The organism is Methanobrevibacter sp. (genome assembly GCF_045130115.1).
In the GTDB taxonomy this organism is placed as follows: Archaea; Methanobacteriota; Methanobacteria; order Methanobacteriales; family Methanobacteriaceae; genus Methanocatella.
On sequence record NZ_JBGUPC010000059.1, the window covers coordinates 1 to 20,154 of the forward strand.

Annotated in this window: 22 protein-coding genes; 5 read left to right on the forward strand and 17 right to left on the reverse strand. The window is 35.4% G+C overall.

What is annotated here, in order from left to right; translation table 11 throughout:
• Positions 1-478: 478 nt before the first annotated feature.
• From ACJMML_RS09970 to ACJMML_RS09985, 4 genes are all read right to left on the reverse strand, one after another.
• Entirely contained in the window at positions 479-1,513 is a 1,035-nt protein-coding gene (locus ACJMML_RS09970; RefSeq protein ID WP_405307163.1) for a TIGR01177 family methyltransferase, read from the reverse strand.
• A gap of 5 nt (positions 1,514-1,518) precedes the next feature.
• On the reverse strand, positions 1,519-2,712 hold the full coding sequence (locus ACJMML_RS09975; RefSeq protein WP_405307164.1) for a geranylgeranyl reductase family protein: 1,194 nt from the start codon (positions 2,710-2,712) through the stop codon (positions 1,519-1,521).
• A gap of 9 nt (positions 2,713-2,721) precedes the next feature.
• Entirely contained in the window at positions 2,722-3,732 is a 1,011-nt protein-coding gene (locus tag ACJMML_RS09980; RefSeq protein ID WP_405307165.1) for a PH domain-containing protein, read from the reverse strand.
• A gap of 130 nt (positions 3,733-3,862) precedes the next feature.
• Complete coding sequence (locus tag ACJMML_RS09985; RefSeq protein ID WP_405307166.1) at positions 3,863-5,128, reverse strand: proteasome-activating nucleotidase; 1,266 nt, start codon at positions 5,126-5,128, stop codon at positions 3,863-3,865.
• A gap of 153 nt (positions 5,129-5,281) precedes the next feature.
• Here ACJMML_RS09985 and ACJMML_RS09990 point away from each other — a divergent pair, with 153 nt between their 5' ends.
• Positions 5,282-5,779 carry a multiprotein bridging factor aMBF1 gene (locus tag ACJMML_RS09990; protein WP_405307167.1) on the forward strand — a complete coding sequence of 166 codons (498 nt, stop codon included), beginning with the start codon at positions 5,282-5,284 and terminating at the stop codon, positions 5,777-5,779.
• Here ACJMML_RS09990 and ACJMML_RS09995 read toward each other — a convergent pair whose 3' ends face one another.
• The 11 genes from ACJMML_RS09995 to ACJMML_RS10045 form a co-directional block, all read right to left on the reverse strand.
• Positions 5,780-6,211 (reverse strand): DUF356 domain-containing protein, encoded by a 432-nt coding sequence (locus ACJMML_RS09995; protein WP_405307168.1) that lies wholly within the window; start codon positions 6,209-6,211, stop codon positions 5,780-5,782. It abuts the gene before it with no gap.
• 5 nt (positions 6,212-6,216) lie between these two features.
• A complete protein-coding gene (locus tag ACJMML_RS10000) occupies positions 6,217-7,482 on the reverse strand; it encodes a hypothetical protein (protein ID WP_405307169.1) in 1,266 nt (421 codons plus the stop codon).
• Entirely contained in the window at positions 7,479-7,925 is a 447-nt protein-coding gene (locus ACJMML_RS10005; protein ID WP_405307170.1) for a hypothetical protein, read from the reverse strand. Before ACJMML_RS10005 ends, ACJMML_RS10000 begins: the two co-directional genes overlap by 4 nt.
• 81 nt (positions 7,926-8,006) lie before the next feature.
• Positions 8,007-9,752 carry a Mur ligase family protein gene (locus ACJMML_RS10010; RefSeq protein ID WP_405307171.1) on the reverse strand — a complete coding sequence of 582 codons (1,746 nt, stop codon included), beginning with the start codon at positions 9,750-9,752 and terminating at the stop codon, positions 8,007-8,009.
• 17 nt (positions 9,753-9,769) lie between these two features.
• Positions 9,770-10,840, reverse strand: coding sequence for a glycosyltransferase family 4 protein (locus ACJMML_RS10015; protein ID WP_405307172.1), 1,071 nt, complete (start codon positions 10,838-10,840; stop codon positions 9,770-9,772).
• An 82-nt stretch (positions 10,841-10,922) separates the two neighbouring features.
• Positions 10,923-12,017, reverse strand: a complete 1,095-nt coding sequence (locus ACJMML_RS10020) for an acetyl-CoA carboxylase biotin carboxylase subunit family protein (RefSeq protein ID WP_405307173.1) — start codon at positions 12,015-12,017, stop codon at positions 10,923-10,925.
• Entirely contained in the window at positions 12,014-12,496 is a 483-nt protein-coding gene (gene hycI / locus ACJMML_RS10025) for a hydrogenase maturation peptidase HycI (protein ID WP_405307174.1), read from the reverse strand. The genes ACJMML_RS10020 and hycI overlap by 4 nt, the downstream gene beginning before the upstream one ends.
• Before the next feature lie 8 nt (positions 12,497-12,504).
• Positions 12,505-13,272, reverse strand: coding sequence for a methyltransferase domain-containing protein (locus ACJMML_RS10030; RefSeq protein ID WP_405307175.1), 768 nt, complete (start codon positions 13,270-13,272; stop codon positions 12,505-12,507).
• A 25-nt stretch (positions 13,273-13,297) separates the two neighbouring features.
• The gene (nikR, locus tag ACJMML_RS10035; protein WP_405307176.1) at positions 13,298-13,747 is read right to left on the reverse strand and encodes a nickel-responsive transcriptional regulator NikR; all 450 of its coding nucleotides are present in this window, start codon (positions 13,745-13,747) and stop codon (positions 13,298-13,300) included.
• 118 nt (positions 13,748-13,865) lie between these two features.
• Positions 13,866-14,333 carry a hypothetical protein gene (locus tag ACJMML_RS10040; protein ID WP_405307177.1) on the reverse strand — a complete coding sequence of 156 codons (468 nt, stop codon included), beginning with the start codon at positions 14,331-14,333 and terminating at the stop codon, positions 13,866-13,868.
• Between the two features lie 56 nt (positions 14,334-14,389).
• On the reverse strand, positions 14,390-15,034 hold the full coding sequence (locus ACJMML_RS10045; RefSeq protein ID WP_405307178.1) for a hypothetical protein: 645 nt from the start codon (positions 15,032-15,034) through the stop codon (positions 14,390-14,392).
• Positions 15,035-15,110: 76 nt separating this feature from the next.
• Here ACJMML_RS10045 and ACJMML_RS10050 point away from each other — a divergent pair, with 76 nt between their 5' ends.
• From ACJMML_RS10050 to ACJMML_RS10065, 4 genes are read left to right on the forward strand one after another with little or no spacing between them, the layout of a single operon-like run.
• Entirely contained in the window at positions 15,111-15,662 is a 552-nt protein-coding gene (locus ACJMML_RS10050) for a DUF2115 domain-containing protein (RefSeq protein ID WP_405307179.1), read from the forward strand.
• An 11-nt stretch (positions 15,663-15,673) separates the two neighbouring features.
• Positions 15,674-16,213, forward strand: coding sequence for a TIGR00730 family Rossman fold protein (locus ACJMML_RS10055; RefSeq protein WP_405307180.1), 540 nt, complete (start codon positions 15,674-15,676; stop codon positions 16,211-16,213).
• Complete coding sequence (locus tag ACJMML_RS10060) at positions 16,210-18,192, forward strand: phage holin family protein (RefSeq protein WP_405307181.1); 1,983 nt, start codon at positions 16,210-16,212, stop codon at positions 18,190-18,192. Before ACJMML_RS10055 ends, ACJMML_RS10060 begins: the two co-directional genes overlap by 4 nt.
• Positions 18,182-18,829 (forward strand): hypothetical protein, encoded by a 648-nt coding sequence (locus tag ACJMML_RS10065; protein ID WP_405307182.1) that lies wholly within the window; start codon positions 18,182-18,184, stop codon positions 18,827-18,829. The genes ACJMML_RS10060 and ACJMML_RS10065 overlap by 11 nt, the downstream gene beginning before the upstream one ends.
• A gap of 11 nt (positions 18,830-18,840) precedes the next feature.
• Here ACJMML_RS10065 and ACJMML_RS10070 read toward each other — a convergent pair whose 3' ends face one another.
• Both ACJMML_RS10070 and ACJMML_RS10075 read right to left on the reverse strand, forming a co-directional pair.
• On the reverse strand, positions 18,841-19,482 hold the full coding sequence (locus tag ACJMML_RS10070) for a YitT family protein (protein ID WP_405307183.1): 642 nt from the start codon (positions 19,480-19,482) through the stop codon (positions 18,841-18,843).
• Between the two features lie 105 nt (positions 19,483-19,587).
• Entirely contained in the window at positions 19,588-20,052 is a 465-nt protein-coding gene (locus ACJMML_RS10075; RefSeq protein ID WP_405307184.1) for a HEAT repeat domain-containing protein, read from the reverse strand.
• Positions 20,053-20,154: the final 102 nt, after the last annotated feature.

A 20,154-nucleotide genomic window follows, 5' to 3' on the forward strand; every position in this document is an offset into this window, starting at 1 on the left:
CGAGTATTACACTAAACTAGTTTGTAACTAATTCACCACATACTACAAAACCAACATCATACTTGAGAAAATTCAAGTACTCACAAATGTATAGCTACATGCGGAAAGCAACCATCATAGTAAAAATTGTTCCATACAATGTTACTTAGGTCATCGCCATAAAACACATAGCACATTTAATAGACAGACAAATTTTATTAACAAATTCAATTATAAAATATTGCAAAATAATTTTAAAACATGAAATATTAGATTAAATATTTTTAAATTTTAAAATAAATATTGTAAACTCGAATTTCTATAAAAATAAAATTTTATGAGATATTTGTAAAAATAATTTTAAAAATCGAGAAAAATTGAAATAAAAAAAAATATTAAACAAAATAATAAAATAAAAAAGAATTATGAAGTTTCATGGCAGATAAATCCTTGAAAAAAATAACTAGTATATAAATGTATTCATGCTACTTATAAATTATTAAATATTTTTACGAATGACTGAAATAATTCTTGTTAAACTTCTATGCATTTTAATTCTATATTGTTCGACAATAACAAATCCAACCTCATCAACCATCGGTTTTAAGTCAACATAATGAGGAGATGCCATGCAAAGGTATGCATCATCCTTCATATTATCATAGATTGCATAGAAAAATTCTTTGAAAATTTCATCCCCATCAACATCTCCTGTAGATGTGGAAATTCCATAGGGCGGATCTGTAACAACACTGGCCACCTTCTCATACATCTTAAGTTCACGAACATCAAGATGAAATGTCCTGTAATCGGTAATGCCATAATGGTCCAGATTGATGGATGTTCCATTTTGCATTTTCCAGTATATATCTGATCCGACTACCTTACATCCAATTAATCCCGCTTCAATCAATATTCCTCCGGTACCGCAAAATGGGTCCAGCAATAATTCGCCTTCCTTGATTCGTGACAGGTTAACCATACATCTTGCAAGTTTTGGATTCATGGATCCAGGATAGAAAAATGGCCTTTTGTGAGGTTTGCTCTCTTCAAAATGTTTTTTGTTTAATTTTATTCTTTCAATGCCAACATATAATTCATCACCGTATGCAACTACCCTGACCAATGTATTTGGATTTGATAAATTGACTTTAATATCCTCTGAATTTTCAAGAATCAATGTTCCCAACTTTCTTTCATATCCAACAGTGTCAATTTCAGAACGAATTCGTTTTACACGCACGGCAAAATTTTTGTCAATTAAACTGGACCAGTCCACATCTGAAGCATCAGCATCCAAATTTTCAACATCAGTTTTTAAAATATGCTCATGGACTTCATGGGTGTATCCCAATCTTCTGGTTAAAATTCGATAATACTCCATGAAATTATCATTTGAAATATCTTTTAAAACAACTAAACCTTCAGTTATGCTATCTATTTTCGCATCGATATTTTCACATTCCATAACTGCCCTCAGCTCAGCCAGTGGCAATTCCGGATGTTCCTGTGACTGTATACATAATAATTCCATGAGATTCACCTAAATCCAAATATGTTTATTACTTTTTTAAATAGAAATGTAGGTATAATCTTAAATATTAAACCTCTTTTAATAAATTCTTTTACGAGTCCTGATTGAGTGTCCATATCTCCATATTCAGAAATCAATCTTTCGCAATCATTTTCCCTCAGTTTTGAAAAGAGATAATCCAAATCCTCATCTGACAATAAATCAAGGGTTTTTTGAACCTTGAATTGGTAGTTGAATTCTTTCAGGTATATTTTCCTGAATTTCTTTTCGTATTCTTTTAAAATGCCAATATCATCATTGCCAACAGCTTCAATTACAAATTTACTGGCTATCCTGCATGCGTCAAATGCAATCAGCAATCCTCCACCTGAAGTCGGTTTTACCTGGGATGCCGCATCGCCAATCAGCAATAGCCTATTTTCGACCAGCTTGTTTTTATCATCAAATATAGGTATGAATCCCTTATACTTTTCAATGATTTCATATTCGAAGTTAGCGTCCAGAAAGTCTTTAATAACATGATTTTGAATTTTATGGTTTTGATTGGAAAATAAACCTATCCTGTAATAATCATCTTTCAGAGGTATGACCCATAAAAATCCCGGAAGGATATCGTTTAACAGATAAGTGTCGACATAATCGTCCACATTTTCCCCTGAGTTTCGAAATGAGTTGATATTGTCCTCATCAATTTTAACAAGCATCTGTGAAGCCGGAAAATTATTCTGACTGTTTCCCATGCTTTTTGACAGCAATGAATTGTATCCGTCACAGCCGATGATAACTTTTGATTTGATTGTCTGATTGTTTGAAAGGAATGTTATTCCATTTTCACCATCAACTTCGATTACCTTTTGGTTGATGAATTCAGCCCCGTTTTCAATGGCCCTGTTCAATAAAAATCCATCATATGCGATTCTGTCAATGACATATGCAACGGGTTCATCCTTTTTAACATTCAGAATATGATTTTGAGTGTGAAGAAAAGCGCCTCTGACAGTATTCAATACAACCTCGTCTGGAAGTTCATTCAGATCAAAGATATGTCCGCTTAAAATTCCAGCACACTGCAGAGGATATCCAATCTGCTTTTTTTTATCTAAAATTGCGACATTCAAACCGTTGCGACACAGATAATAAGCAATGGTGGATCCTACAGGGCCTGCCCCAACAATGACAGCGTCAAAATCAAAATTCATCTAACTACCTTATCTCTTGAATTTATCAAAATGTCTCTGAATAGCTTTTTGAGAGGAAGCATCTGCATGTGGATGGTCATCTTGAGGATGTTCCTCAACTGCATCATCATAATAAGTTTGACGATTATTATTCTGATAATAATCATCATTAGTGTATGAATACTCATCGCGCATTGCATTATTCTGATTACTGTTTTGACGTACATTTTGGGACCTGTTAAATCCGCTGTCATACGGTTCATATTCATAGGTATGGCGAGGATGTTGACTGCTGATGTTTTCAAAGTCTTCAGGATAATAATCATATTGTCTTCTTTGATGTGAATTCCTTTCATGAGTAATTGGAGTTATAGGCTCATATTCATCATAATACTCATTCCTGCCCAAATAGTCATCAGGACTTAAATAATCATCATTTCTAGGATAATACTCACTTTCATCCATATAACTTCTTTCGGCATAGCGAGGCATTTGCTGTGGAGGGGCCTGGAAATTTCTTGGTCCGACCATCCTTGAGAATATGATTTCCTCGACTTCGGAAGGGTTGGAAATATTGCTCAGCTCCAGCTGATTGTTGTCATAAGCACTGAAAACAGAAATAGATCCGACATTAATTATTTTTCCAATAATGCTTTGAGAAGTGTTAATATCCTGAATTGTCGCATAAGGCATGTAATTCTTTTTAGTGGAAATCACACCGGATTTGATAATAATTTTAGTTTCGGTTAATATATATTCAGTTGAATACCATCCGACCAACTGCCAGATTATATAAATAACCGTAATAAGAATGATTACAAAAAAAGCAATGGCAGTATAGCTTGTTAATGAAAGGTTGATTCTAGAGATTAAATAGACCTGCATTTTCCCTATAAATCTGATTGCCATAGGGGATACAGTTAAAATAACGATTAATAAAACAATGCCTAATACCGCTTTTTTGCATCCTAAAATCATGTTAGGTTTAGCGCTATAGATGACTCTGTCATTTGCTCTTTCATCATTTCTATTAAATAACATAATATACTATTAGAATTTATTTATAATAAAGTTTTAGAAAAAAAAGTTATAAAAAATAAGCCTCAGCTCGCCCATCATTCATCACATATCAGAGCTCATAGGGTTCATCATAGGCTTATTGTAATTAAATTTATCCAAACATCATTCCTGCTTCTGATTTAAATATTTCGTCCTCTTTATTTTTATCCATGACCTTATCTACAGCTTTCATAAAGTCATCGACAGTGATCTTATCACGTTTAGCACGAATAGCAAACATACCTGCTTCGGTACATACTGCCTTTAAATCAGCACCGGAAAAGCCATCTGTTAAACTGGCTAATACATCAACATCAGCCTTTTCCTCAAATGACATGTTTTTAGTGTGAATCTTAAGAATTTCACGTCTGCCGTCTTCATTTGGAAGAGGAACTTCAATGAATCTATCAAAACGACCCGGACGTAAAAGTGCAGGGTCTAAAATATCTGGCCTGTTAGTTGCACCGATAATACCGATGTCACCTCTGGACTCAAATCCATCAAGTTCTGCTAAAAGTTGCATCAATGTTCTTTGGACTTCCCTGTCTCCACTGGTGGAACTTTTAAGCCTTTTTGCTGCAACCGCATCCAATTCATCTATAAATATGATGGCAGGTGCTTTTTCCTTAGCGAGTTCAAATACTTCACGAACGAGCCTTGCCCCTTCACCAATGTATTTTTTAACAAACTCGGAAGCTACAATCTTAATGAATGTAGCGTTAGTTTCATTAGCAACCGCTTTTGCAAGCAAGGTTTTACCGGTTCCAGGAGGTCCATATAACAATATTCCTTTAGGCGGTTCTATTCCAACTCTTTCAAATAGCTCAGGTTCAGTTAAAGGAAGTTCAACAGTTTCTTTGACTTCTCTGATTTGCTCTTCCAAACCACCAATTTGGTCATAAGAAATGTCTGGTTTGGTTTCAATTTCCATTCCTGAAACATTTGCATCTTTTTCGGAAGGCAATACTTCAACAATACCGAATGTCTGTTGATTTAAAGCTACCCTTGAACCAGGCACCAATAATTTTTCATCTAAGAATTTTGAGTAATTAACAAGAAAACTAGGTCCTGTGCTGCTTTTAACTGTCATTCTATGATCATCTAATACTTCTGTAATAGTAGCAAGCACTAACGGAGGGGATCTGAATCTATCAACTTCTGATCTGAGAGATTTAACTTCTCTTTCAAGCCTAATTTTTTCATTTTCTATTAAGACTTTATCTTTTTCTAATTTCCTAACTTTCCACATTAAGTTACTTTTAGCTTTGGATTTTTCTTCTCTTAAAATATCAATTTCCTCTTGTAGAAAATCGACCTTTTGGATTAACTGTTCTTTTGAAGAATTTTCCAAATCATTATAATCATCCATGTGAATCATCTCCAGTTAGTTTAAAATTTCAACAACATGTTACTTTAATAACAATTAGTAACTTTAAAGTATTTAAAGGTATTCATTTTATTCCATACTAACAATCATTATATAACATTAATAATATATATTAATTTAGAAAAAATAAAGGAACTGATTGAAATGGAATGTGAAATCTGCGGCAAACCCGTGCCAGAAAACAATCCTATAAAAGCAAAAATTGAAGGATCAGTAATGGTTGTTTGTAAAGAGTGCTCAAAACTTGGAAAAATTCAAAAAGCACCTCCAAAACCAAAATTTGTAAAACAGAATAAGAACAAAAATCAAAGACCAGCAAGTACAAGGAATAGGCCTTACTCTAGAAGTGAAGAACCTTCAGAAGAATTAATTGAAGACTTTAGCCTTGAAATTAGAAAAGCCAGAGAAGCAAAGGACTGGTCCCGTGAAGATTTAGGCAGAAAAATCAACGAAAGAGTTTCAGTCATAACTCGAATTGAAACCGGCAAAATGACTCCTGATGTGAAACTCACAAAAAAATTTGAAAAGACATTAGGCATCAAGTTGCTTGAAAAAGTAGATAATATTGACTTAAATCAATTTGTAAATAGTTCCTCTGGAGAAAGAACACTGGGCAATATTATGAAAATTAAAAGAAAATAGCTATTTAACATAGCTATTTAGCTTATCATTTCTGATATGCCTCTCTTTTTTATCTATTTTATAATCAATCATACCATCATTAATAGCTTTAGTGGAATGATATGCACTGAATTCATCAGCATTGTTCAAAACATATTCCAACTTGGAATAGGCATCATATTCATCGCTAACAACCACAACATGAGCCGGAGGATGAATTTTTTTAACTTGCATAATACTTAATGTAGTATCCTCCTTTACAAAAAATGCAATGGCAACATTAGATGTGGTTTTAAGTTTTGAATTTAGGATTCCTTCAACCAAGGAATCCGCAAACTTTGGATCAACAACCTTAGGTTTTGTAGTTAGATTCAAATTACCATGACGTTCCATATCTGCAATTGCACTAAGCAATTTGGAATTATTTTCGCCTCTAATCAGTATTAACGCCACAATAATCACCTATTCTGGAAAGATTTTAATAATCTGGATCTAAATACGACCAAAAGGATTAAAATAATTCCTACAACAGTCTGAATACTGCCCAATACGTTTAGGATGTTTCCGTCAATAGGCAAATCCCATGCCGGAGCTGACCTGTCACCTGGAAGTGCATTATAATAAACACCAACAGCTTTTGAACCCTGCTTAACATTAATGTCCTTAGGTTCCACATGGTCCACACCCATTAAAAGTCCGTTGTTAATACCTCTGTTAATTGAGCCTGCAATAGCTGATGCATCATATCCATATTTTGCAACTGAAGCTTCAACAATTTCTGATGTGGTTGATGCCAAACCAGGCTTGTCACTTCCATAGACTGAAACACTGACCGCATTTGGACTTACAGTCAATGCAGAACCCAATGCCTCATATGCATAAACGGTCCTGAGTCCCGCTCCACAAACTGGACATGCATCAATTGATTCCGCTCTAGGATAACCCATAGCCCATCCACATTCATCACAGACCTTTGAGTATTCCTCATCCATAGGGTAACCGGTTTGATTCATCTCAATTGGAGTGAACATGTCATCAGTGGAAATGCCGGAAACTAAGTTTACTCCACCCCCACCGTATTTTTCACCTGAATCTTTAGCAACTTCACCCATTGCCTCTGAAAGAATAGTTGTTGCAGGGTATCCGTCCCTAATCATTTTTCCAATATTCATTGCAGTTTCTTTTCTAACAGTGTCTGCAGTACCGTATAATGGATTTCCTTCAGTGTTCCTCAAGTGAATAATTGCTCCTTTTTGACCAGGCTGCAATGTAGCTACACCACTGGTATACGGTGTTACTTTAATATCATTACTTGCATCATCAACAGTGATTACATAAGCATTAAATGAACCTCCAACAGCGGCTCCAATACTTGGACCACCAACTACCAGACGAGCTCCTTTAAACTGAGAAGCAAGGGATGCTGCAGAAGCTGCAGAAGCATTATTTTCTAAATTGGCAATTGCATCAATAACAGAATCCAGCCTTGTATCAGAACTACCAGTACCCCCTGAGAGTACTGCAAAATGATTATTTTTAGACATGATAAATGTAGACTGGAACATGTTGTCTGCAAAAGACATACTTCCAGCTGCTGCACCGTTTGGGTCATTACCGGAAGGATCGGTAATGACAATAATGTTACAGGTAGCAGCGACACTGCTCATTGTCATTAAAAATATGATTAAAAAAACAATGGACGCATGGAACTTATTGAACTTCATTTATCCAACCCCATCGTTTTGTTATTTATTTCAACAGAAGAAAAGTCTTCTATAACAGTTACAGTAACAACACCGGTGTTTTTATCAACCTGCACATCAGCTGCAGTAATTGGCTCAACAGATGTACCGGGTACTGTCGACCGTGTTGCAAATTCCTGAGCCGTTTGTATCGCATCCTGCAGGGAAACTTCTCTTTTGGAAGTTTTTAAAATATCTCCATAAATCACACTTCCATCCCTAAAACCAGCTTGCATAACATTATATCTGATAGTATCTACAGGAACAATGTCATTGCCTTTAACAATGACTCCTGAAATAGGAACACCATCATCAATGTCAGCAGATGAAGCAAATGCAACATATGTGATTAAACGACCACAAAGAATTAAAATAAACGCTAATAATAAAATTATTAATGTGTCTCTCCTAATCTTTATAAACATGTCTATATCCTCATAGTAGTCATATTCTTTTAAAAGAATGAATTATACATTTAATATATTAAATCAATATAATATTTAAATTTATATTATGTCACTTAAAAGTGACTCGGCGGGATCCATTCCCTGAGCACCAATTAACAAAATTATATCCTTTTTATCGGCTTTCTTATAAACTTCCGCCAAACAATCCTTCAGATTAATAAAATGAGTATAATCTATGTTGTTTTCATTTAAAGTATTGAAGAATACTTCTCTTTCCTCATCTTCCACAAAATTCAAATCATTTACAACATCATTGCTTGAGGACAAATACAACTCTATATTATCATCCATAGATTCAACTAAAGCATCAACATTCAATTGGTTGATTTCAACTCCTCTGGAACCTCTGATTGCACAGGCTACATGCAATTTTTGATTATCAGGAAGCAACTTGAGAGTTTCAGAGATTGTAGCCTTAATCCCATCAGGATTATGTGCAAAATCATCATAAATTAAGGGTTCATCATTTAACTTGGCAAATCGTCTGTTTAAGGCCTTATAGGTTTTTACACCTTCAACTATCTTATCAATGTCTATTTTTAAAGAGATGCATGCCCCAATAGCTGACAGAATATTCTGAATGAAATGATTTCCGCTAAACGGCAGCTCATCAACAGTCAAAATAGGATTATCCTTATAAATTATTGCATCGCCGTCAAAGTAGACTGCATTCTCCTTATCAAGAGGAGACATAGATGTGAAAAACGGATTTTTGGCATCTAATGACCTTACCAATTCATCATCATAATTTAGAACAGTGATTCCTTTACCAATAGCTTCTGGAACTCCTTTGATTTCATCATAAACATCATCGATTGAGTTTACAAGACCTATATGGTCCATTGCAATATTTGTTATGACACCTACTGTAGGCTCAATAGCTTGACTCATTAATGCGGCGTGGTTTTCCATCAGCTTTCCAAGCCATCCCTGAACTTCAGATACCTCAATAACCAAATAATCGATGTGCCCATTTTCTTTAACTTCATCTGAAATCAATTTGGAAACCATAGGATCGATTAAAGTATTGAATTCTGATTCGCTGTCCGTATTTGTCAATGTATGAAAACCCGCATTATTCAAAATGTGATAAATCATGTGTGATGTTGTTGATTTACCATTGGTTCCGGTAACCACAACATTTTTGGAAAGCGGAGAATAGTTCTGTATAGTATGTGAAAGCGCAAATGCATTTGCAAGTTCAATCTTATCTGTGATTATCAATGGAAAGTTCAATCTATTCGCTTCTTCAATAGCTCCATCTTTGGGATTTTGTGTTATCAAACAGGCAATGTTTTTATTGAATGCCATTTCAATGCCTGTTGCATTAATCCAATGCCTAATGACAATATCGCCTGTATGGGCATCATTTAAAAATGTAAATCTTCCAGTAAATCCATCAATTGAAAAGAATTCATCATTGCCGACGATTTTTCCCTCAACGGCACTTACCAAATCACAGATGTTTTCCAATTTGTCTGGTTTGGAAAACCTTAATGCAAATATACTTGCAGCATCAATGTCATCGATAATAATCATTGGAAAGTTCAATCTATTTGCGGTTTCAATAGCTCCGTCCCTCGGTTCGGGAGTTATCAAACAGGCAATGTTCTGATTAAATGCCATTTCAACACCAACCGGATCAACCCATTCCCTTATGACAATGTCTCCGGTGTGAGCATCATGCAAAAAAGTGAATTTTCCAGTAAATCCATCAATTGAGAAAAAATCATCATTTCCTATAAGTTTTCCATTAATTGCGTCAGCCAAATCTTGAATATCCATAAAAATCACCGAAATAATTAGAATAAGTACATCTTAGCAAGAATACCAATAATACATAATAAAACTGTAGCTCCCCAGTATGTTAAAATAATCTTTACCTCGGACATGCCGTAATGGTTCAAGGTATGATGTAAAGGCTCTACAGGCAATTTAATAATATGTGCCCTGTGCAATAGGCTCACAATGACTGAAATAATCGGTACGCCCAATGCAAGAACGCCGAAGTATGGAATGTCACATACAAGAACCGCTGCAGCATAACCGGTACCCAATACAAATGATCCGGTATCCCCCATGAATATGGATGCGGGATACTTGTTGAATACTAAAAATCCTAAACATATTCCTGCCAAAATCAAGAATGGAGGAATAATGCTTGCAGGTCCAAACAGATAACCATACACACAACAGGAAATTGATGCGATTCCCACGATTCCTGCCGCAAGGCCGTCCATACCATCAATGAGATTGACTGAATTGATACAACCCAGAATTGCTATTACAACGACAGGAATGGCAAATATTCCCAGTTGAAATCCTCCCAATGTTGTTACAGCACCGGTGAATCCCAGGAATAATCCCAAAACAATTTGACAAATGATCTTTTCAACCTCTTCGGGTTCTGTTTTGATTGGAACTTCACCTACAACTTCAACCTTTCCATCTTTTAGCAATTCATCAACTTCCGCTTTTGCCTTTGGAGTTGCAACACGAACTTCCTCACCAGGTTCAACATCAAGTCTTCCCAAAGCAATTACTTCATCTGAGATGTTCACAACAATTTTTTGAACTTCCTTTACTTTTAGACCGATTAAATCGTCAACAAGACCTACAATTCCCCCTGCAAGCATAATGAATGATACGAGCAATATTGGAGTATTCTGATAATATAGTGAAATAATAAAGGAAATTGTAAATAAAAATGCTATTCCTCCCATTGTAGGAGTACCGCTTTTATGTCTATGTTCACTAACTATAGGATTGTCAGCAATCCTTGCCTTTAATAATATTCTTTTAATATACCATGTAAAGAATATTGTAGCACATAATGTTATTAAAAAAAGAATTAACATATCTGTATTATTCATTATACCACACTATATCAATATTTAATATTACTTTAATTATATATTGATAATAGTATTTAATTATAACTTATAACACAGACTTTCAGATTAATTTTTCAACTAATTTTTCAAGTTCCTGTTTGGAACCTGCCCTTGCAGTTACTCTCTGATAACCTTCAGGACCATGTACAACAAAATCATTAGCCTCAAAAGATTTTACTGGTTCATTTGGTGCGGGACCCTGATAATTTCCAATCGGGATTTCTGTTGAATAGTAATATTGAAGTTTATCTGAAATATTGGATAAGCTAAACTCCCCAATAGCCATATTAACCAATTCACATAATGAATTTACTCCGCATGTAGCAGTAGTTAAATATCTGGTACCGTTAGGCCTTGTATTCACTTCAATTGCATAAAGCTGGTCATTTTTCCTTGAATACATGAAATCCATTTCGAATATTCCGTCGGAAGCAAGATTCTTTGCCACCTTATAGGCAGTGTGCTGGACTAGGTTATTGTCCAAACCTTCAACCATGCATGGGCCTGTTTTTGTTTTATTCAATGGGTGAGTTCCTTCAAGAGTGGTTTCTCCTTTATATATTGGTGGAAGCGCTACAAATTCACCATTGAACCCCAAAACTTCAATGGATATTTCAGCACCTTCAATGAATTCCTCACATAACGCCTGGTCGAATTCACTGAAATATTCCTCAACATCCTCAATTGATCTGGCAACCTTGATGTCCTTTCCGCCTTGTCCCCTACCCTGCTTCAAGACAACAGGAAAATCAATTGACAATTCATCCGGACTATCCAATATCTGATAATTTGGAGTGACAACACCTATTTCGGTGTAGAATTCTTTAGTCTTGATCTTATCAGAAGTCAATTCAACCGCTCTGACTCCTGCAGCAACTACCGGAATCTCATATTCTGATTCCAACTCCTCTTTCATATGAGCGACATCAATCAATGGAGGGTCGATTCCAATCAACGGAACGACTGCATCAACTTTCTGCATCAATGCAACCTGTTTAGGTCCATCCATTCCACGAGGAACGATGAAAACCTGATCAGGCAAATCAAGGTTGATTGCATCTTCATTAGATTCTGTTAAAATGCTTTCTATTCCTTTAGACTTTACATACCAGTCTAAATCATCATATAATCTTGAACCGATAAACAATAGTTTCATAATATAATTCCTTTTAGCGTTTCTATAAATTCATTAGCGGATTTTTCAACTTTTGTTGTAGGCTTTACTCCCCAGTCCATAGTTTCAGGTTCGATGCCAACAAATATTATTCTGATTTCAGTGTCCTTTTCAAGGTACCTTACAAAGAATGACAGGGACATTGAATGAGTTGAAATGCCGATGTTTGCAAATTCGTCCTTATCCACTATCTTCATGTCTCCGGGATTTGAGTCCATTAAGCATGCATCAACAATTATCAGATGAGTGGGATTTTCCTTTCTGATTTTTCCAGTGAAGTTTTCAGGCACGGTTCCGGCATCAATGAATAAAAGGTTACTGTTTTCAACGTTTTCCTCTTTAAGCCTCTTTATGATGAATGGTCCTACACCGTCATCGCTTTTAAGCTCATTGCCTACTCCAAGTACAATCAGTTTCTCACAATCTGTAAGAAAATTGTTTAATTGAGATTCAAAGCCCACATTTTCACCTATACATATCTAGTTTTTATACTCTCAATCCCTTTTCCCATACTATATTTTATCTCAACATGTATAAAGTCATTTACCTTTATTTGCCGTTCATCCAATGGAATCAATAATGGAGGATTTAACATGGGCAGAGGCCCGGCAATTATATCATCATCAAGTTTGGTGTAGGTTGTAATCTTCAATCCGTTTAGCAAACCGTCTTTATTGGCGCTTAACTTAAAATCAGCTGCAAAATCAGGATTGATATCATCCAGAAAGTTGAATTGTGAATATATCTCCTCATCTGAAAGCGCATCATACTTTGCACCCTCGTCCCAGTGGATATGGTGCCTTTGCATATTGACAAGCTCAACCGTATTTATGATGCCCTGAGGGATGATTCTGCCTCCATCATTTAGGAATTCCTTTGCATAATTCAATACTGGAATCTCTTCCTCATCGATTAATGCAGTATCAAGCATTTCACAAACTATCAAATCAGCTTTTCTTGTGAAATCATGTTCGAGAACATCATCATTGATGACCTGAACATTGCCAAAATCGGCCAAATTTTCCTTGGCACACTTGAATGCCTTGAAATCAGCCTCTATAGAGATTACTTCCCCAAACTTAGAACTTAAAAAATAGGATAATATTCCGCTTCCGCAACCCAAATCATATGCTAAATCTGTGTCCGAATCATATTGCTCAATAGCTTCATAAAAAACGGCTAATCTATCCGTATCTTTTAATAAGTCATGATGATAAGGAGTCGTTCTAAATTTCATGTAAAAAAAATAAAAAAAAGAGAAGTTAGTGAGTGTGTGGATGGTCATGTGGGTGACCAGGTTCCCTGAAATCTTCTCCGTTTGCTGTACTTGTGAGTTTTACGTGTTCAACACCTTTAAGTCTCATTATCCTTTCGGTTAAATCACGAATTTCAGCAATATCTCCATTTACCACTACAATTTCCATACAATATTTATCAGTCATGTGAATGTGCATGCTTGTGTTGATTTCGTTTCTGAAACTGTGTTGGATTTCTGCAAGGCTTTCCATGACTCCTGTGTAGTGGTGATCATATATGATTGTTATAATACCAATTCTTTCCCCTTCCATGGAATTCATCCATTGATATCTTACAATGTAATCTTGAAGTGCATCACGAATTCCTTTTGAACGAGACTGGTATCCTCTTTCCTTCAATACTTCGTCAAAATCTGCTAGTAACTTTTTAGGTAGTGACATACTTATTCTCATCATAAAAAACACATCATCATTTCAATAATTATATCAATATATTTTACTTTTAAGTTATATAAATATTATGATTAAATTAGAAAATAATAATACTTCAATATTAAGAAAAATGTAAAAAATATTATTCAACAAGAAGGTAATACTCCCCGTCGTCCTTATTAATTGATTTTAAAAGGCCTTTGTTTTGAAGAGACAATATTATATGGTACATCCTAAAATTACTAATTTCCAAATCCCCATATAACAAATGACCTTCCAAAGTGTATTTAGAAACAAGATTCTTATCATCAACCAGTTCTTTAATCAACTTATATGAATCCTTTTCCTTTTGGTCCAATTCAAGTTCTTCCAAATCCTTTTTGGAATTGACCGTATTTATTTCCTTTTCACTTTCAGAGAGATTGACCTTGTTATCCTTAAAGATAACCAAATCCTTATCCTGAAGTTCCTCTAAAATGTGAACCAGGTCATATTCATGAAACCCAAGTTCCTTTCGCAGTATAGAGACTGGAACACCTTCAGGATACTCAATATCATAGATTTTAATTTGATTTAAGACAACCTCTTCATTACGGGTAATATTTATCATATAATCATCGAAGCAAATTGATATTAATAATTATTATAATAATAATACTTAAATATTTAGGACATCTGCAATTCATTTTCAAGCGCTTTGGCTTCCTGCTTGTTTTTCTCAGCAACCTCTTCGGGAGTCAGGTTGGAAGGCCTTGTGAAAAACAACTCGATATCATTGACGACCTGACAGATTGACATGTGGACAAGCTCCTTTAGGGCCAGGCTCTTTTCAACCCTATTCATGGACTCGTCGGAGTAAATCCTATCATAATCATTTTTATAATCCATGCGTATTTTTTCCGGATCCAAATCATTTTGAAGCTGAGATTCATCATAATCCTCTGTAAGAAGTAAAAAGCTTATCAGTTCATCTTTCTCATCGGTAAAATCAGTATCCGGATTGTCAATTACATCATAAAAATAGCTGCTTACAGACTGGAAAACATCACGTGAAACATTGCCGTTTATGATATTATCAATGAACAGTTCGAAAGTGTTTGTTATGTAATATTTGCCGTTTTCCTCATATGTGCTGAAAACAAGCTCATTTTCAATGTTTGCAACATATTGTATTATGATAATGTCCTTTCCCTTTTCAAAGGATTTTACATCGAATTTAGAATTTTTTAACTTATAATCACTATTAGTCTTTAAAGCATTTTCGACATTTTCAATGTCCTCTTTTGAAATCTCCATGAAATCTTCAGTCATATTCTTACCCCATTACTAATAATTATGTTGAAGTAATTAATAGTTTTTATTAATTATAAATTTTATATATAAAATCATGATGCCGGAAGACATACTGGTGGAACTTGAAGAATTATCTGAAAATGCAGAAATCAGAAAGTCACAGATAATGGATATTCTAAAAAAATACGCCCGTATCATATCCGTAAACGATTTAATGCTGGCTACAGCATATATAAGAAAAGACGGAGAATACATTCAAGAGCAATATCGTGAAAAATATCTGACAATCTATATAAAATATTTCATAATACGCATGAACGAAGTTAAAGAAAAAGAGGATTATGCCGATGATGCAATTGATAAAACTGCATTGAACGAATCTTTTCCGTTACTTAAAAGAACATTTGAAAAAGAAAGAATGTCCGATGCAAAAGATGATAAATTACCATTAATTTATGTCATTACTGCTCTTTACACAACATTTATTTTAGAAGAACCCATCCATCCTGTTGGAAGCGAATTTCCAGGAAATCTGTCTGTTGAAGAAATTGACGGCAACTATTTCTGTCCTGTAAAAGATAACCAGAAGGACAATCCGAATGCGATTTGCCACCTATGCCTTGCCGAGCAAACCCCTGACATCTGAGAGATGATGATATGAACATATGCCTTTATGGATCCGGAAGCAGAAAAATAGACAAGACTTATACTGATGAAGCCTATAAATTAGGCTGTAAAATGGCTGAAGAAGGCCATACTCTTGTTTTCGGTGGAGGAGATACCGGAATGATGGGTGCATGTGCAAGAGGAGTTCATGACAATGCCGGAAAATCCATCGGGATTGCACCAGAATGGATTGGGGATTTTGAACCGTTATGCACAGAATGCACAGAATTTATTTATGTTGATTCGATGGATGAGCGAAAAAAGGAGTTCCTGAACCATTCCGATGCATTTATCATTTCACCGGGAGGAATCGGAACCCTGGATGAATTCTTTGAAATTATAACCCTTAAAAAGCTAAAAAAACATGATAAGGAAATCATCATATTTAACATCAACCATTTCTATGACACCATGCTCAAAATGATTGATGAAATGGGCCAAAAGGGTTTCCTGTACAAACAGGAAGATATTTTTAAAGTAGCTGAAGATACCGATGAAATATTTAACCATTTGAGAAATGATTTTTTATGAAATACGTGGAAGAATTTGAAACACCTCCCAGGGTGACACTGAAAAGAAGCTTAATAATATTCATTGGGAATATCATTGGAATGTATCTGATTAGTTTTTTTGGCCTGGGAGTGGAAATATCTCACTTTGACGACATAGCATTATTGGTTATTTTTATAAGTATAATCAATGCAATATTATGGCCGCTATTGACCAAAATATTCCTGCCGTTTTTAGTTTTAACATTCGGTTTCGGATCACTGATTTTGAATGGAATGCTGCTTGAGTTTTTTGCACCGCTTTTTGATATAGAAATTACTGGTTGGGCAATAATCCTGGCACCACTGGCCATGGCATTCGTTACAACAGTTCTGTCCGCATTGCTTACCATAGAAGATGACTCCTCATATTACCGGTCAGTCTTTAGAGATGCAAAAAATAAACGGAAAGGGAAAGTGAAAGATTATCCGGGTTTAATTATCATTGAAATCGATGGACTGGCATATGACGTGCTAAATGAAGCTATTGACAAAGATTTGATGCCTACCGTAAAATCCATGATTGACGATAAAACACACACCCTCAGAAAGTGGGAAACCGATTTATCCTCACAGACAGGTGCAAGCCAGGCAGGAATACTTCACGGAAACAATACTGACATCACCGCATTCAGATGGATTGAAAAGCCAAACAACAACCAGATGATGCAATGTTCAGGGGTAAGCAAAGTCAAAATACTGGAAGAAAGAATTTCTGATGGTGACGGATTGCTGGTGGATAACGGTGCGAGCAGATCAAATCTATTTTCAGGAGACACCGACAATGTCATTTTCACATTCAGTAAAATTTTAAACATTAGAAAACTATACAACAAAGCATGGTATTCTGTTTTTTCAAATCCAAGTAATTTTGCACGTATCATAGCATTATTCCTAGCGGAAATGATTTTAGAGATGATATCCCAGATAAAACATAGGGTTATGAATGTCAAACCTAGAGTCAAACGTGGAATAATATATATTGTGGTAAGGGCCGCAACAAATGTGTTCATGAGGGAAATAAACACCTCAACACTGGTTGGGGACATATTAGTTGGAGATATTGACGTTGCATACTCAACATATTTGGGATATGATGAGATAGCACATCACTCAGGAGTCCGTGACGAGGATTCATGGTTTGCGCTTAAGGGAATGGACAAGCAAATCAGACGCCTGGTTAATGCAACAAAATACACTCCTAGAGAGTATCAGTTCGTCATCCAATCAGACCACGGGCAGACAAATGGAGCCACATTCCTGCAAAGATACGGCGAATCCTTTGAGGATTTTGTCAAATCTCTACTTCCAAAAGATATGAAGATGTTTGCCAAAATGTCATCCAATGAAGACCACTATGCAGAATCATTCATTCCATTTACAAAAAACAATGACGATTTGATTGATGAAAATGAAATGGAAGAATTGGGTGATTCTGAAGTTATTGTACTTGCATCAGGCAACCTTGCAATGATTTATTTGACCCAATGGAGTCACAGATTAACCTATGAAGAAATAAATGAGTTTCTCCCTGAACTGATTCCTGGAATCATAAACAATGAATACATCGGTTTCATTGTTGTCAAGTCCTCAGAACATGGAAATTTAGCTATTGGAAAAAATGGAACATATTATTTAGATAGTGATAAAATTGAAGGTGAAAATCCGCTTGAAGTATTTGGTGAAAACATCGTAAGGCACATCAAAAGAAACGTATCCTTCACATACACACCGGATATTCTTGTCAACAGTTTTTATGACGCTGAAAACGATGAGGTATGCGCTTTTGAAGAACTGGTGGGAAGCCATGGCGGAGCAGGAGGAAGCCAATCAGAACCGTTTATTCTATACCCCTCAGATTGGGATATCGGCAGTGACGAAATCATTGGTGCTGAAAATATCTACAGAATATTGAAAAGCAATCTGAAGAATCTGAAAGAAGGTGCAGCGGATGATAAGTGATGAAGAAGTTTTGAAGATAGCTCAAAGAATGGAAGACGCAAATGACATTGACATTAAGCAAACAATCGAAAAGGCCTCAACTGCAGGTTATCTTGGTGAAGAACACTTCTACTGTACAGTGATTGAAGAGGGCGGGCTTACCCATATGGTGCCTGAAATTTTCGGAGACATACACAAATCCATGAAATTGGACAACCTCTACTTCGACATAATCTCCAAGGCACTGGACCATGAGGGCATTTACATCTCTCTTGGATACTGCGCCACCAATCTGACTATTCCCGACGAGAAATGTTCAGAGATTATAGAATATGATGATTATGACCTTGATGAAGACGAATACGAATATATGATGGAATATGTTTTGATTACCGCTGATGACATCAAAAAGTTTAGGGTATATGCAGAGGAAGGCATTGCCGGTCATGAACGGATAGAAGACGTTGGATTGATCATCAACATTATTGACGGAGATTACAGGGCATATTTTGCACTTCGCTCAACCGACCAGTGCATGTCCAGTTTCAGAGTGCTTCCCTTCAGTGACATGTATCAAAAAGAACATCCATTATCCCTGAAAAATCCTATCAACAAAATTCTGATTGGAATGATTGACAAAACAGTTGTATTGAAGTGAAATTCGAAAGATTATTCAATCATTCTTTCAATATATGAATCCAAATAATTCTTTAAAACCTTAACAATAGGTCCAATGATAACCGCCGAAATAATTGTGCCCTCGCGAACTCCTGCAAGATAACCCAAGAATATAATGGACAATACAGCAGCCAAAATAACCATTGATGAGTCAACAAATGGCTTTACATATGAAAACTCCTTTTTTAAGACCTTTGAAATAGCAACAATCACTCCATCAGCAGGAAGATAGACGATTTCTGTTTGAATTTCCAACAGCACCCCAAATGCCACCACAACACAGCTGAACAAAAGCAATATCATTTGACTAATGTATCCGACAGGATTAATTCCATTTACCAACATCATGGAAAAATCTACGAAAACTGAAAAGATGGTTCCGATAACCAGCTGCAGATATTGCCTTTTTTCAAATCCTCCCCTAAGCAGCGCAACCTGAATCAGAATGAAAATAATGGTGAATACAAACATTACCTCTCCAACGCTCAACTTAACAATCAGACTGGAAACGTAAGGAAGGCATATTAATGGAGAAGTTCCCAAATTGGCCTTGATTGATAGTGAAGCCCCCAATGAAATGATAAATAAGGAAAGTAAGTAAATTAGATACCTACTGATTTTTTTCAAATCCATATTTAAGATTATGGACTATCAATTAAAAAAATATTATGGCTACTAAAAAAAAAATTGAAATTACAATAAGAAATATGCAAAAAGAAAAAAAGTTAAGAAATAGGATTATTTCTTAATTGAGTTTATGGCACTTTGTGCACCTTGTTTTACAAATCCGCTTTCATCATCAAGCAATTTTTCAAGTTCAGGAATTGCCTTTTCATCACCGATGTTTCCAAGAGCCCATGCGGCTGCTCCTCTTACTTTCCAATCCTCATCATTTAATGTTTCAATTAAAGGATCGACAGCAGGTTCGCCCATACGTGAAAGTGCAGTTGATGCTTCCCTTCTAACTAATTTGTTGTTGTCTTTTAAAGTGTCGATTAAAGCAGGAATTGCTTTAGGGTCATTGATTGCTCCCAATAAGGTAGCGGCATGTAATCTGATTTGTTTTTTTCTGCTGGATAAAGCATCAATTAATGGGTCAACTGCTTCATCAGCTCTTAATTCTAACTCTCCAATAGCATCTTCAACAACAAAGTCATCTTTATCGTTTAATAATTCAATCAATTCGTCGATACTTCTTTCCATTTTAATCCCTCTTTTAAATTAAAGGCGTTTAACTACTATTACTATGTAATTAATATCATTTATATATCGGGTAGTATAAAAGTATTTCGATAACATACGAAC

Excerpts from the sequence above, each read along its gene's own strand:
- nikR (WP_405307176.1), bottom strand. The coding sequence starts at position 13,747 with ATGATGAGAATAAGTATGTCACTACCTAAAAAGTTACTAGCAGATTTT.
- ACJMML_RS09980 (WP_405307165.1), bottom strand. The coding sequence starts at position 3,732 with ATGTTATTTAATAGAAATGATGAAAGAGCAAATGACAGAGTCATCTAT.
- ACJMML_RS10060 (WP_405307181.1), top strand. The coding sequence starts at position 16,210 with ATGAAATACGTGGAAGAATTTGAAACACCTCCCAGGGTGACACTGAAA.
- ACJMML_RS10000 (WP_405307169.1), bottom strand. The coding sequence starts at position 7,482 with ATGAAGTTCAATAAGTTCCATGCGTCCATTGTTTTTTTAATCATATTT.
- ACJMML_RS10015 (WP_405307172.1), bottom strand. The coding sequence starts at position 10,840 with ATGAATAATACAGATATGTTAATTCTTTTTTTAATAACATTATGTGCT.
- ACJMML_RS09990 (WP_405307167.1), top strand. The coding sequence starts at position 5,282 with ATGGAATGTGAAATCTGCGGCAAACCCGTGCCAGAAAACAATCCTATA.
- ACJMML_RS10075 (WP_405307184.1), bottom strand. The coding sequence starts at position 20,052 with ATGGAAAGAAGTATCGACGAATTGATTGAATTATTAAACGATAAAGAT.
- ACJMML_RS10040 (WP_405307177.1), bottom strand. The coding sequence starts at position 14,333 with ATGATAAATATTACCCGTAATGAAGAGGTTGTCTTAAATCAAATTAAA.
- ACJMML_RS09975 (WP_405307164.1), bottom strand. The coding sequence starts at position 2,712 with ATGAATTTTGATTTTGACGCTGTCATTGTTGGGGCAGGCCCTGTAGGA.
- ACJMML_RS10005 (WP_405307170.1), bottom strand. The coding sequence starts at position 7,925 with ATGTTTATAAAGATTAGGAGAGACACATTAATAATTTTATTATTAGCG.
- ACJMML_RS10065 (WP_405307182.1), top strand. The coding sequence starts at position 18,182 with ATGATAAGTGATGAAGAAGTTTTGAAGATAGCTCAAAGAATGGAAGAC.
- ACJMML_RS09970 (WP_405307163.1), bottom strand. The coding sequence starts at position 1,513 with ATGGAATTATTATGTATACAGTCACAGGAACATCCGGAATTGCCACTG.
- ACJMML_RS10070 (WP_405307183.1), bottom strand. The coding sequence starts at position 19,482 with ATGGATTTGAAAAAAATCAGTAGGTATCTAATTTACTTACTTTCCTTA.
- ACJMML_RS10020 (WP_405307173.1), bottom strand. The coding sequence starts at position 12,017 with ATGAAACTATTGTTTATCGGTTCAAGATTATATGATGATTTAGACTGG.
- ACJMML_RS09985 (WP_405307166.1), bottom strand. The coding sequence starts at position 5,128 with ATGATTCACATGGATGATTATAATGATTTGGAAAATTCTTCAAAAGAA.
- ACJMML_RS10030 (WP_405307175.1), bottom strand. The coding sequence starts at position 13,272 with ATGAAATTTAGAACGACTCCTTATCATCATGACTTATTAAAAGATACG.
- ACJMML_RS10055 (WP_405307180.1), top strand. The coding sequence starts at position 15,674 with ATGAACATATGCCTTTATGGATCCGGAAGCAGAAAAATAGACAAGACT.
- ACJMML_RS10050 (WP_405307179.1), top strand. The coding sequence starts at position 15,111 with ATGATGCCGGAAGACATACTGGTGGAACTTGAAGAATTATCTGAAAAT.
- ACJMML_RS10045 (WP_405307178.1), bottom strand. The coding sequence starts at position 15,034 with ATGACTGAAGATTTCATGGAGATTTCAAAAGAGGACATTGAAAATGTC.
- ACJMML_RS10010 (WP_405307171.1), bottom strand. The coding sequence starts at position 9,752 with ATGGATATTCAAGATTTGGCTGACGCAATTAATGGAAAACTTATAGGA.